The sequence below is a fragment of the Enterococcus sp. BWB1-3 genome (assembly GCF_016745275.1).
Lineage (GTDB): Bacteria > Bacillota > Bacilli > Lactobacillales > Enterococcaceae > Enterococcus_L.
The window spans coordinates 1-12,416 of record NZ_JADOEP010000043.1; the positions used below are offsets into that span (position 1 = coordinate 1).

Sequence of the window (12,416 nt, forward strand, 5' to 3'; positions counted from 1 at the left end):
AACTTTTGATGTGGTGGTCGGGAAACCAACTTCATCTTATCAGTTTAGGAGGCTTTTTTACTACCACGCTGGAAGCTCTCAAGAACCCCCAGCATAGCTGGGGGTTTTCAGAACATACAATAAAAAGTGCTTAGTCTGATACATAGACTAAACACTTTCAAACTTATTTTTTATCATGCAGATTATTCCATCTTAAGAACTTTCACAGCTGTTTCTTCTGTTGTAACCAACGTTGTAAGAAGCTGTCCTTTTAACGCGGCTTGAATACTTCCAACTTTTTCATCCGATTCTGCAATTCCAATTCGTTGAGGTACCTTTTTTAGTTGCTTCATTGATATGCCAATAATACGATCATTAAGGTTGCTGTCAATCGTATTTCCGGAATAATCAAAGAAACGGGAGAGAATATCACCAGCAACTTCTTTTGTTTCCAACTCCTTCATTACATCTTCTCCATAGAACCCTTTCCATCTGTCATTTTCACTCATACTTGGACTGCCGATACCAAAAACTGCAATATCAAGCTCTTTCCATAGATTGGATAATTCCTGATTGAAAGAATTTTTCATTAAAGCTGTCTGCAATTCTTTTGTCTCTGTTACAGCAGGTGAGTCAATCATCAGCGCATTACAGCCAATTTTTTTAGATGCAGCATAGGCAATAGTGTTCACATGATACGCACTGGCAAGCTTCCCGGAAGGTCCTCCAATCATGGGAAGACAAGTTACTTCGTTTAATTCAATGTTGCCCATTTCTTCAACCATGGCTGCCAGTGCATGCCCCCAGGAAAAGCCGATTTTCATTCCATTTAATAACAAGCCTAAAAAATATTCTCCGGCTGATTTCCCTAAGATTTTTTCTTTTTGCTGCACTGATAAATCTGATGCAACAGGAACTACAATCGCCTTCTCCAAACCAAATCGCTTTTCCAGCTCCTGCTCCAATGAATAACTGCCGGATTTATCATAATTAATCGTAATTTGAACAATCCCTTCTTCTCTGGATCGCTTTAACAGCCGGCTGATTGTTGTTCTATGGATATTTAGTTCTTTTGATATTTGGCTTTGCTTTTTATCTTCCTGATAATACATTTCTGCAATTCTTATCAATAATTTTTCTTCATCCATGGTTCTTCTCCTTTTCTTGCTCTCAGAAAAACTATACCACACGATTCACATTCGTGAAAGGGAAATATCATTTGTAAATTTCATTGAGTATCTTTTTGTAAAAGTCAACAAGCATTAACAACTACAAAAAAATTGAAAAGTTATGCTCCACAACTAAAAATTTTCCGTTTCAAGACTACCTCAAATAATTAGGTGAGCCGACTTCTAATCTATTTTGAAGGTTTCGAAATCCATTATTTATCTGAAGCCTATCAGGTCGTCTTACTTCTGTATTCTGTTATAATAAGCTTAATAAAAACAGGTATTCCAAAGGAGTTTATTCAGATGTCTAATAAAAAATCTGTTTTAAAGAAAAAAGTTACGGTTAATAATCGTACAGGGAAGAATTTTGATATAGGTTATAGGATAGGAGAACAACTTGTTTTACATACTACCAACTTGTTAGGCTTGAAAAAACAGCTGTCTGATAAGGATACCAAAAGAGCGGTCGACTATTTTGAAAAATATTGTCCCTCAATTAATGAAGAAATCAAAGGTTTTATGGAGAGAACAGGGCTTACTCCAAATGAATTTTTCTTTTATCACTACAGCATTACTACCCCTGGATGCAGCCAATTTGCAAGTCATTCATTGAATGGTGAAACCAAGCATCCAATTGTGATGAGAAATTATGATTTTGATGCAGAAAGTGAGGATTTTTGTCTGGTTCATTATACAAATACAGGAGCAAATCATTTTATCGGAACAAGTATGCTGCTTTTCGGTATTGATTGTGGTGTAAATGAGCATGGATTATCTGTCAGCATGTCTGCCTGTGGTTCTCCAGTCGGTCCTTTTCGGAAGCCAAAAGTTGAGGGCTTGAGATTTTGGATTGCCATTCGATTAATTTTAGAAACCTGTTCCACTGTCCAAGAGGCAAAAGTATTATTAGATGAGCTGCCAATCGGTGATAATGTCAATTATCTGTTGGCAGATAAAAATGGCGATCTGCTGCTTTATGAAATAGTAGATGGAATGAAAGAAGACCGAGCAGTAACAAAAGGAAGTCCTGAAAACCATCTTTTTGTAACAAATCATCCTATACTTCCTTTTATAAAAAAAGAAGACCCTTATGCAAAAGAAAATTCCATTAATCGATATAAGTTATTAGAAGATTTCGCTAAGAAAAACACTATCGTTACTCGAGATAATTTATTTAATTTCTTCTTAACTCCTTACCCCAATGGGCTTTGCTGCTTTTACTTTGACGATTATTTCGGTACAACCAAAACTGCTTTACTAGACAGCGCTGACAATTCTATTGAAATTTGCTGGGGAGGACGTAAAGAAAACGGGCTATTCAAATACAAAGTAAATGATACATTTGCAGATGAAATAATTGAGATCGAATTGACTAATGAACCTTCACCTAGAAATATGTTTGCTACAGTGGCATTAATCTGACGTACTATTCGAAGAGGATATCATATTCCCATTATAAGAAACACATCAAATACTACAGATAAAAAAGAGAGTGAGACAGAAATAAAATTCCAAACTCTCTTCGTATCTAACCCCGAATAAACGGTGGTACAAAAGCAACTCCTTCGGAATTAAGCCGAACTATCCTGAAAATATGAGAAACTATTTTCGGATATTCCTTCTTAATTCTCGGAGCTGATCGCTTTTTATACGAAAACTAAAACTCAAAAAATGCAAAAAAAGACTACCTGCTGCTTAATGTGTGGTTAGTCAAATTTGGTCTAGAACACTTTAGCAGTTGTTTGTTAAGGTGTTCTTTCTATTTTGTAGATAATTCTCTCCAAGTTCTTGATAACGGGACGCATCGGAAAACATCCGATAAATGATTCGTACCATCAAATGTACGGTCGCTACAACCGCTTTTTTGTGTCCGGTATTCCTTCTTATCCGAAAGAAAAATGCCTGTATTCGATTGGGTTTCCCTTGGGAAACGGCCAATGCTCCTTGTGCTAACACTTTTTTTAGATAAGAATTGCCTTTCCCTACACGTCTGCTGTAGGTTTTTCCAGCACTCTGATTATTCCCCGGACTCACTCCTGCCCACGAAGCCAAATGTCCGGCTGTTGGAAACACAGACAGATCTATCCCGATTTCTGCGAGCACAACTGCGGCTGTTCGCCGATTGATTCCCGGAAGTTCTTCTAACCGTTCCACATACTCTTCATAGGGAGTGAGATAGTCGTTGATTGTTTCTTCGACTTCTTGAATTTGTTTTTCTAAACACTCAATTTGTTTGAGATGAAGAGCGAGCATTTTTCGATAATGAACGGTCATGAACCCTTCTAAAGAATCCATCAACTGCGGTACTTTTCTGCGTAAAGTAGTATAGACACACTCGAGAATAAGTGTTTCTGTGATCTCTTTATTTTCAATTAAGGCATACAGAAGCGCTCGACCGGATTTGCCATAGACATCTTTAATGACAGAAGTCAGCTTTATTCCGGCACTTTGTAACACCATATGTCCACGATTTTTTTCTCGATTCAAGTCTTCAACTAAATGCTTCCGATAACGAGTAATATCTCGCAATTCTTGAATAGGCTCGGGTGGAACAAAGCTTGTGGGTACGACACCCAACCGAGTTAATCGAGCAATCCATTCGGCATCTTTCATATCCGTTTTTTTCCCTGGAATATTCTTGATGTGACGGGGATTCGCCAATTGCAGGTCAAAATGATTCTGTAGAATTCGCCACACACATTTCCAATAGACCCCTGTACTTTCCATACTGATATGTGTGACTTCGTAAGAAGATAACCAATCAGATAAATCCAATAAGCCGCGAGTTGTTGTTTCGAAACTGCCAAAGAATTTTTCCGGGCGTTTTTTTCCTTCAGCAGAACGAATCACACAGGCAACAATGACCTTTTGATGGATGTCTAATCCAGCACAACAAGAACGAAGTACATCTTCCATGTCCAATTCCCCTTTGAAAAAATGTACAGAAGGAGCTATTCTACTTATAGAAACAATTTATTTTTATACGCAGGTTCTATGACCTAATGATTGGTGCATATCTTTTTGTGCGACGAGTAACCGCAGGAGCAGATAAGTAGAACGATCTAGTTTGTCCCTCAAGGTCAACTTGGAAAAGAACCTCAATAAGTGATCGACCTACAAGCCCTTCTGTCCTCTTTAGTATGACAGGAAATAGCGTGTAGGTCGATCATTTTTTCTTTTCATTCTGTTTGGTGTGGGCGATAGCCCTCATGAGTGTTTGTCCCAACCTCTTTTTATACTATGGAATTGCCCCTTTTTGTCCTCTGGACCAAAAAGTAAAATAAAAAAGCCCTCTAAGGCTTGATATCATTGAAATAATTCAGACACATGGTGGCACCTGCTTAGTGCTGCTTCCTTCCAGATCTGACACGCTTCACTGGCCCACCATTGTCCTGCCTTTCGGCTTTTATAGTATACCGCATTTTTATTTCGTTGGCTAGTCTTTCTTTTGTTTTTTTAATTCTTTCTTTTTTTGTCGAAGGTCTCTAAAAAAATCAGTCAACAGCTGTCCGCATTTTTCTCCCAAAATACCGCTCTCTACATAAGCAGTATGATTAAAACGTTCATCATCCAGCAGATTCATGAATGTTCCTGCTGTTCCTCCCTTGGGATCAGGAGCTCCATAATAAACTTCATCGACTCTGGACAAAAGCATAGCACCGCTGCACATTGGGCAAGGCTCCAATGTCACAAAGAGTTGTGCTCCCTCCAGTCGCCAGCTGCCCACATGCTTACATGCCTCTTCAATCGCAAACATTTCTGCATGTGAAGCTGCCTGTTGTGTATGCTCTCTAAGATTATAGCCTCTTCCAATAATCTCTCCATCCAAAACTATAACCGCTCCAATCGGAACCTCATCAATAGAAGCAGCTTTTTCTGCCATACGAATAGCTTCATTCATATAATATTCTTTATTAGTCAACGTCAGTTCTGACAGTTGTTCTTTCATCATTGTCCCTCCGCTAATTTCCACAATACCTGTTTTATTATACTGATTGACAGGACAGCTGTCTATTCTCTTTCTCTGTAAAAAGAAAGACAGAAGCAAATACCTTTCCAGCATTCTTTCTGTCTAAAAATTTCTATTAATTTTGCAGTAAATCTTCCAAGAATGAAGTGAATTTATCTTTCATTCCACCTGCGTTATCCTTAAGTTTATCTGCATAATCAGAAGTCTTATCGCGACCTTCTTTTACTTTATCCAATAAATTTAGGATTGAGTCCAGCTCATCATCTGAAAGATGATCGACAACCTCCATTACCTTTTCATTGCCGCCAAATCTATCGTTAACGATTTTTTTAGCTTTGCAGCGATTTGATAATTGAGAAACCTTTTTAATAATTTTTTCTGAAGCAGTTACAGCAACTACTACACTTGCCACAGCAGCAATACTTAGTCCGACAGTTATTTTTGTTGATGCTTTCATTGTATCGTCTCCCTGCTAATTAAATTTACATTAATCATAACATAAAGCCAAAATACAACACAGTAATTCAACTGATTCTTAGTTAATTTCTGCGATTATTTCCACTAAACAGGAGAATTAAACGTAACAGCTGAAGAAAAGTGGAAAGAGCTGCTGCAACGTACGTAAGCGCCGCTGCTAACAAAACCTTTCTAGCCATAGGTACTTCTTCTTCTGTTAACAAGTTCCCATCAGATAAGATTTTCAACGCTCGTCTTGATGCATTAAATTCAACCGGCAAAGTGACCAGTTGAAATAGTAAGACCAATGAAAAAGCAAGGATACCAATATTAATCAACGTTTGATTCCAGCTCAGCAGCACACCAATCATAATGATTGGAAATGACAGCATGGAACCAAAATTTGCGACTGGAACAATCGCAGCTCTGATTTTTAAAGGGCTGTACCCTGTGTGATCCTGAACAGCATGACCACATTCATGGGCTGCAACACCAATTGCTGCTACAGAAGTGGATTGAGCAGTCGCAGCAGATAAACTGAGTATTTTTTTTCCTGAATTATAATTATCTGTTAAATGACCGGAAATTTGCTGCACACCAACATCTCCAATATGTTCAGACTGCATAATAAACTGTGCAGCTCTCGTTCCTGTAACATTATTTCTACTCTTCACCTGATCGTATTTTTTAAATGTACTGTTCACATAAGCTGAAGCAATCATGGAAATAACCAGTCCGATAATTACCAGAAAATAGGATGGATGAAAAAAACCGTATATCGGCAACATAGTAAATGCCTCCTTTCTTTGACCTTATTTTACCATGATGGCATGAAAAAAGTATGATTTAACATCTGATTTTTTTAAGAGGCACCTTGTCTGAAGCCTTCACTCAAGCAATGCTACATACGAATCAAAATATCGTTCAATAAAATGGATTACATCTTCAATCTGTTCCTTTGAAAAACGAACTGAATAAGAAGCTGTCACCCACTTCTCTTCCACATCATTTCTTCGATGAACTATCGCAATTATTTCTCCTTCAAATTCTTTCAAGGGCTCTGACATATCCAAAATATAGACATCTTATTCTTCGCCATCATCGCCGATAACTCCTTCAACATAGCCATAATTAATTGGGTAGATATGCATGTATGCTAATAAAGTAGACACTATTTAAGAAAGGACTTTTGATTATGGGAGACAAACGTAAAACAAAGCGAAAGTTTGACGAGGAATTAAAAAAATCAATCGTAAAACTTTATGAAAGTGGAAAATCACAAAACGCATTAGCTAAAGAATATGGTATTGCCCTATCTTCTGTCACTCGATGGGTGAAACAATATTCTGAAGTTAAAATCGATGACAATACGATCCTCACAGCTCGTCAGTTTAAACAGCTTCAGAAAAGAAATCTCCAAGAGGTATCAATTCACAGCTATTCATTTTATGACTAGTGTTCCTTGACAATTTTCGTATATTCCGACTTATTGACATAAATCACTACGATTGACTTGTCAGAGTAGATGATGCATGTTACCTACCTGGTTCTTGAGACAGAACACTTCTGCTCCTGCGGTTACTCGTCGCACAAAAAGCTTGCTTAAGAAGTTATGAAAAAACCAACTCTCAGTAAGAAAGTTGGTTTTTTCTAAAATAATTCGCTGTGTGAACCTGTTCTTGCTAGTGCAAGAATCAGCTGTTCTTCTTTAACTTGATAGATTAATAGCCAGTCAGGAGTAATATGACACTCTCTAAAGCCTGCGTAGTTGCCCGTTAGTTGGTGGTCTTTATGTTTTTCAGGTAGAGCTTCTTGCTTTTGAAGCAACGTGATTATTTTCTCAAGTTCTTGAAGTGGCTTCCCTTGTTTTACCATTTTTTTGTAATCTTTTTTAAATTTAGAGGTATAAAAAATATCAAGCATTTAAATCCTCCATTAACTCTTTAACCGAAGAGAAGCCTCCTTGCAAATTCCCATCTTCTACATCTTTTATTGCTTGTAAAGTCTCACTATTTATTTTACGAATTTCAAACGGTATAGCTTGTTCTTTTACAGCCTGTTTTAAAAAGACAGTAATTGCACTTGTCATATTTAGTCCTAAATCATTGAACAACATTTCTGCTTGCTCCTTTAAATCTTCATCAACTGAAATATGAATTGGCTTTTTCTTAGTTGTTGACATCCCTATCCCTCATTTCCTTTCTTTTCTATATTATAACACAAAACAACATAATATGTATTAATAAACAACATAATAAATACTGATAAAATGGTTTCCTGAAATCAGAAAACCATTCTACACATTTTTCTATTTATCTATTTTGTTAATCGCTTCTTCTAATTGCTTCGTTGCTGATTAAATTTGTTTTACTGTTACATTCTGTTCTTTTGACACTGAAACTAGTTGTTCTTTAGTAGCTTGAACATCATCAGGGTAAGGCAATGGTACATCGTCCAAACATGCTAAAGTTTCATTAGCTTCTTCAATTGCCTGTTTCATTGTAATAATGTTTTCATTTGAAGTCTCGGAACCTGGAGTTGAGATCTCTGGTCCTGATGTTAGCATAGAATTAGGACAAGGCAAAATGAGAACACTCTGACCGCACGGTACACTTTAAATGCCAGAAAAAATTATTAACTTAACAAAAGAGCTTTTTCTTCTTTCAAAGAAGTACAACTGGCATGCTTTGAGTACATCGAAGGGTTCTATAACTCCCAACGCCCTCATGGCACCCTAAATATGCTTACCAAATGAAATGGAGGATAAATACTTTGATTCTCACTAGGTATTTGCTCTTTTTGTGTGTCTACTTTATTAACATTTATCCAATATTCCCAAAGTCATCTTTATATCCTATGGAACGATCCATGAAAACTTTTACTTTTTTCACACTATTCCCTCCTCGTTCATTCTCATTATCAGACTAACAAAACTGTCACCTCATAGAAAGATATTTCTATGGAAAAAAATTTTAAAAAAAGCGATACTAAGAAAAGAGGTGAACATAATGAAAAAATTGATTGGACTACTAATCATCTTTCTGCTTCTTTCTGGAGGTGCCTGGTATGGTTACAATTACTATTACGGAGGAAAAGATTATTACACGAAGATCACAGTTACAGGAGATGCTGAAAATGGAATAAGCTCAACTGGAGAACCATTTACAAGCTATCATTACACACAAAAAGCCTACGATAAAGATGGGCATGACGTCACTCAAAAAATGACTGAATACCGTGAAAAACCATTACGCATCGGTGCCTACTTAAAATTGAAAGTAAACAAACGTAAAGGAGTCCTCAGCTGGGAAGAAGTATCACAAAAAGATATTCCAGAAAAGGCTTTGAACCAAATAGAAGCAGCAAAGTAAGAAAAAGAGCAGCTCCGGAATTCTCCAATTATTGAGAATATCCTGGAACTGTCTTTTTTATAATTGATTACTGATTTTTTCAATATTTTTCAACGTGATGGAAACTGTTCCATCTGGATTATTGACAAACTCAATCAGATCACTGTTTCTGTATACGTCAATTGGTACAATTAGTTCAATGCCGTTGTCCATTTTCAGTTTTTGCTTTCCGAATTTCTTCTCGGATATTTCCCTGGCCTCCCGAACCGGAGGTGTTTTATCGACAAACTTCGATTCGTTTACTTCTTCCTGATAAGCCATTCGAGCAGAAATATTTTCCTTGAACACCTGCTCAGCAATCTGCTGGTTATCGATGGTTCCAGTTTCTTCAATACTCTCATAAACAGCTTCCTTTACAGAAGCAATCAGTTCAAACTCATCCTCATCATATTTTTTTCCGATACGTTTGACCGCTTTTTTTATTTCCTTGATATTTTCTTCCAATGAAGGAGCCGGCTGAGACTGAATGACTTTTTCAGAAAAATACCAAATCTTTTCCCCAGAGAATTCGTAACGTTTTTCCAAAAGCTCGTAACTCAGAGTATCAAGGTTTATAATAATTCCTTCATCAGGTTTCTGCGTTTTAGAAGGAAGGATTGCCCGATTAATAATCAGTTTGTTATAAACAGCTTCATTTTCATAATCGACAAAATGTGTATAGTTTTCTTTATAGTTCAGTTTCAACATCGCCAAATGCAGAACAGTATCTTCTTCATATAGAACGACAAGAATATCCGCACTGGGACCATCCTCGCTTCCAGAATAACTATCGTACCAGTGCTGAACAATTTCCTGACTCTTTGGAATGAATTCGGAAGGAATACCATTTATTTTTTCCACGAATGGACTTTCAGCAACCAGAAGTCCTGTTTTTGTTTGAGCAGTTGACAGCTTATTTATTTTGTTCGTCAGATAAATACGAATGTATTCTGTGGTCAAATCCAGCTCATGTTCAGAAAAAACCGGTGTACCGGCTTCCCGGTCAATAATATGTAATGTCGCTTTTTTTAAATAGATATCCAATGGTTGTTATACTCCTTCTATTTTTCAATTGTATTTTGTTTTTTCCAAAAATATGGAATGATTCTATTTTTCAAGCATTAAAAGGAGGTTCCAAGCTGTTTTACTCTCAGAATTCCTTTCTTCTTGTTCAAATCCTATTCAGTCTACAGGAAATCTTGAAAAAAATCAAAATATCTTTTTGATGCGAATAGAGAAAAATTATTGAAAAAGCATCCTTCCCATATTTTAAAAATCACATTCTCTCATCACTAGCAACCCTGTTCATTGCCCAAAATTTTATAGCAAATAGCATAGTGCTTTTTGTGTTGAAACTAATCGGTATTTTTCATTCCAGTCAATAAAGATTTTTTTCTGAATTTTTTAAGCATGACAATACGCTGTAGAAAAACATAAAAATAGAAACCAGTACTACTAACTATCTGATTTCCTTTCAGTAAAGCATTCCAGCCTACGTCCTTTTTCTGCCTGTCCTTCCGTTTCTAGGAGAACCCAACAATATTATGTGGAATATAAGGTTCTTCCAAGTAAAAGATATCTGATGCAGACAGCTGAAAATCTACCGCTGAAGCTGCTGTTTCCACGTGCCTACTCTTTGTTGCCCCAATAATCGGCGCAGCTACCGAATCTTTCTGTAACAGCCATGCTAATGAAATATGCACTCTGCTCACCTGATATTTCTCAGCAAGCTCTGCCACTCGTTCAATAATTAAACGATCTTTATCAGCGGTTCCATCATATTTTGAACGGGCAATATCATCTATTGTACTTCGCTCAGTCTGGACAGACAGATCCCTTGTTAATCTTCCGGAAGCAAGCGGACTATAAGGTGTTAACGAAATTTTTTCAGATTGACAGTACGGAATCATTTCCCGTTCTTCCTCACGATAAATCAAATTTAAATGATTCTGCATGGAAATAAATTTGGTCCAGCCATTTTGTTCAGCAATATTCTGAGCTTTCTGAAATTGCCATGCATACATTGCTGAGGCACCAATATAACGTACTTTTCCTGATTTCACAACATCATGCAGCGCTTCCATTGTTTCCTCAATCGGTGTATTATAATCCCAGCGATGAATAATGTACAAATCCACATAATCTGTCTGCAGACGTTTCAGGCTATGATTGATTTCAGATAAAATTGCTTTTCTGGATAACCCTGAGCCGTTGGGTCCTTCGTGCATTTTCCCATGAACTTTGGTGGCTAACACAATTTCATCCCGATTCGCATAGTCCCTCAATGCCTTTCCTAGAATTTCTTCACTTCGACCAATCGAATACACATTGGCCGTATCAAAGAAATTAATTCCCAGCTCGATCGCCTTTCTGATAATAGGACGGCTCTCCTCATCGTTCAATACCCATTTATGAACCCAGTTTCCCCGGTCACCAAAGCTCATTGCTCCTAAACAAATTCTCGAAATATCCACACCAGTATTCCCAAGTTTTGTATACTCCATTCCGTAACGCTCCTCTCTTTACTTACTGTAACTATAACAGTTGAAGCGAACTTTAAGTCAAGAGAAATCCAGCATGCTATTTGTAATTTTTTACAATTAAACAAAGCTGATACAACTATTTCTTCTTGTTGTTCATTCCATCCTATTCCCCAGTATTTATGATACCACCATACAAAAAATATCAATCACTATCAACTGGTAGAGGATTTCCAATTGTTTCCACTTGAGCTTTCTTATTTTAAAGACAATCATTTGATTGAATTTAGGTTACCCTAAAAACGAGAGCAGATTCATTATAGAAAAAACAAAGGATAACACAAAGAATAAATTTCTCCGCTATGCAAACAGCCCTAGCTTATCTAAAATTTATCATACACTGGGACACTCCCCCCGATAGATTATTATTGTATCAGCTTAAAAATTCCTACCTGATCAAGAAGGGGCATTACATGTGTACTTTCTGTTGTACCAGTAATGATTTGTATACTCTATTTTGGCGGAAATGGAACAGCACTCTGCAATCTATTGATCTATTCCCAGCCCTTTTTGAATATTACTTTACCTATTTTCATGATCCCTCACTTGCCCAAAAAAATCATGGGTAAACGATATAAACGCCCACTCTGAACTACAGTTCTCGGCTAGGGCTGTGCTGCTGCTCTTATAGTCTTGGCTATTGAACCACTAGCCCCTATTCTTTTCGACTGAATAGAACAAAGGGTCATCAGACAATAAAGATTAAATCTTTCATTGTCCGATGACCGCAATTTTTTGGGCTCTATAATATCTAGTGTTGGTGGCGTGATTGTCACTGACACTTTTTTCGTTTTGAAAAAAAAACAGGAAAGACATCTTGAAATCCAGTAGAATTAAAGTCGACAAAAACCAATTCAAAGGAGTGTTTCAAGATGTCTCAGTCAAATCATATCAAAGAATTCTTAGATATTCT

Annotated in this window: 14 protein-coding genes, 1 other RNA gene and 1 pseudogene; 4 read left to right on the forward strand and 12 right to left on the reverse strand. The window is 36.9% G+C overall.

Annotated features, from left to right (window positions below):
- Positions 1-182 precede the first annotated feature (182 nt).
- Positions 183-1,127 carry a sugar-binding transcriptional regulator gene (locus IW492_RS17230; RefSeq protein ID WP_202069272.1) on the reverse strand — a complete coding sequence of 315 codons (945 nt, stop codon included), beginning with the start codon at positions 1,125-1,127 and terminating at the stop codon, positions 183-185.
- A gap of 324 nt (positions 1,128-1,451) precedes the next feature.
- Between IW492_RS17230 and IW492_RS17235 the strand changes: the two genes are divergently transcribed.
- The gene (locus IW492_RS17235; RefSeq protein ID WP_202069273.1) at positions 1,452-2,570 is read left to right on the forward strand and encodes a C45 family autoproteolytic acyltransferase/hydolase; all 1,119 of its coding nucleotides are present in this window, start codon (positions 1,452-1,454) and stop codon (positions 2,568-2,570) included.
- Positions 2,571-2,879: 309 nt separating this feature from the next.
- On the opposite strand, the gene IW492_RS17240 is transcribed toward IW492_RS17235, so the two are convergent.
- From IW492_RS17240 to IW492_RS17265, 6 genes are all read right to left on the reverse strand, one after another.
- On the reverse strand, positions 2,880-4,064 hold the full coding sequence (locus IW492_RS17240; RefSeq protein WP_202069274.1) for an IS110 family transposase: 1,185 nt from the start codon (positions 4,062-4,064) through the stop codon (positions 2,880-2,882).
- Positions 4,065-4,453: 389 nt separating this feature from the next.
- Positions 4,454-4,552: signal recognition particle sRNA small type (gene ffs / locus IW492_RS17245), an RNA gene on the reverse strand.
- Positions 4,553-4,584: 32 nt separating this feature from the next.
- The gene (gene tadA / locus IW492_RS17250) at positions 4,585-5,097 is read right to left on the reverse strand and encodes a tRNA adenosine(34) deaminase TadA (RefSeq protein WP_202069275.1); all 513 of its coding nucleotides are present in this window, start codon (positions 5,095-5,097) and stop codon (positions 4,585-4,587) included.
- Between the two features lie 136 nt (positions 5,098-5,233).
- The gene (locus IW492_RS17255) at positions 5,234-5,575 is read right to left on the reverse strand and encodes a hypothetical protein (RefSeq protein WP_202069276.1); all 342 of its coding nucleotides are present in this window, start codon (positions 5,573-5,575) and stop codon (positions 5,234-5,236) included.
- An 82-nt stretch (positions 5,576-5,657) separates the two neighbouring features.
- On the reverse strand, positions 5,658-6,362 hold the full coding sequence (locus tag IW492_RS17260) for a zinc metallopeptidase (protein ID WP_202069277.1): 705 nt from the start codon (positions 6,360-6,362) through the stop codon (positions 5,658-5,660).
- A gap of 99 nt (positions 6,363-6,461) precedes the next feature.
- Positions 6,462-6,647, reverse strand: a complete 186-nt coding sequence (locus IW492_RS17265; RefSeq protein ID WP_236671991.1) for an inorganic pyrophosphatase — start codon at positions 6,645-6,647, stop codon at positions 6,462-6,464.
- A gap of 122 nt (positions 6,648-6,769) precedes the next feature.
- Between IW492_RS17265 and IW492_RS17270 the strand changes: the two genes are divergently transcribed.
- Entirely contained in the window at positions 6,770-7,030 is a 261-nt protein-coding gene (locus IW492_RS17270; protein ID WP_202069280.1) for a transposase, read from the forward strand.
- A 194-nt stretch (positions 7,031-7,224) separates the two neighbouring features.
- On the opposite strand, the gene IW492_RS17275 is transcribed toward IW492_RS17270, so the two are convergent.
- The 3 genes from IW492_RS17275 to IW492_RS17285 form a co-directional block, all read right to left on the reverse strand.
- Complete coding sequence (locus IW492_RS17275; protein WP_202069282.1) at positions 7,225-7,497, reverse strand: type II toxin-antitoxin system YafQ family toxin; 273 nt, start codon at positions 7,495-7,497, stop codon at positions 7,225-7,227.
- On the reverse strand, positions 7,490-7,756 hold the full coding sequence (locus IW492_RS17280; RefSeq protein ID WP_202069283.1) for a type II toxin-antitoxin system RelB/DinJ family antitoxin: 267 nt from the start codon (positions 7,754-7,756) through the stop codon (positions 7,490-7,492). Before IW492_RS17280 ends, IW492_RS17275 begins: the two co-directional genes overlap by 8 nt.
- Before the next feature lie 174 nt (positions 7,757-7,930).
- Positions 7,931-8,074 carry a hypothetical protein gene (locus IW492_RS17285; protein ID WP_202069284.1) on the reverse strand — a complete coding sequence of 48 codons (144 nt, stop codon included), beginning with the start codon at positions 8,072-8,074 and terminating at the stop codon, positions 7,931-7,933.
- A 153-nt stretch (positions 8,075-8,227) separates the two neighbouring features.
- On the opposite strand from IW492_RS17285, the pseudogene IW492_RS18785 reads away from it, so the two are divergent.
- Both IW492_RS18785 and IW492_RS17295 read left to right on the forward strand, forming a co-directional pair.
- Positions 8,228-8,329 (forward strand): annotated as a pseudogene (locus IW492_RS18785) (IS3 family transposase); the annotation flags it as partial.
- 253 nt (positions 8,330-8,582) lie between these two features.
- Positions 8,583-8,945 carry a YxeA family protein gene (locus IW492_RS17295; protein WP_202069285.1) on the forward strand — a complete coding sequence of 121 codons (363 nt, stop codon included), beginning with the start codon at positions 8,583-8,585 and terminating at the stop codon, positions 8,943-8,945.
- 57 nt (positions 8,946-9,002) lie between these two features.
- On the opposite strand, the gene IW492_RS17300 is transcribed toward IW492_RS17295, so the two are convergent.
- Together IW492_RS17300 and IW492_RS17305 are read right to left on the reverse strand one after the other, a co-directional pair.
- Positions 9,003-10,007, reverse strand: a complete 1,005-nt coding sequence (locus IW492_RS17300) for a nucleoid-associated protein (RefSeq protein WP_202069286.1) — start codon at positions 10,005-10,007, stop codon at positions 9,003-9,005.
- A 479-nt stretch (positions 10,008-10,486) separates the two neighbouring features.
- On the reverse strand, positions 10,487-11,467 hold the full coding sequence (locus tag IW492_RS17305) for an aldo/keto reductase (protein ID WP_202069287.1): 981 nt from the start codon (positions 11,465-11,467) through the stop codon (positions 10,487-10,489).
- Between the last annotated feature and the right edge of the window lie 949 nt (positions 11,468-12,416).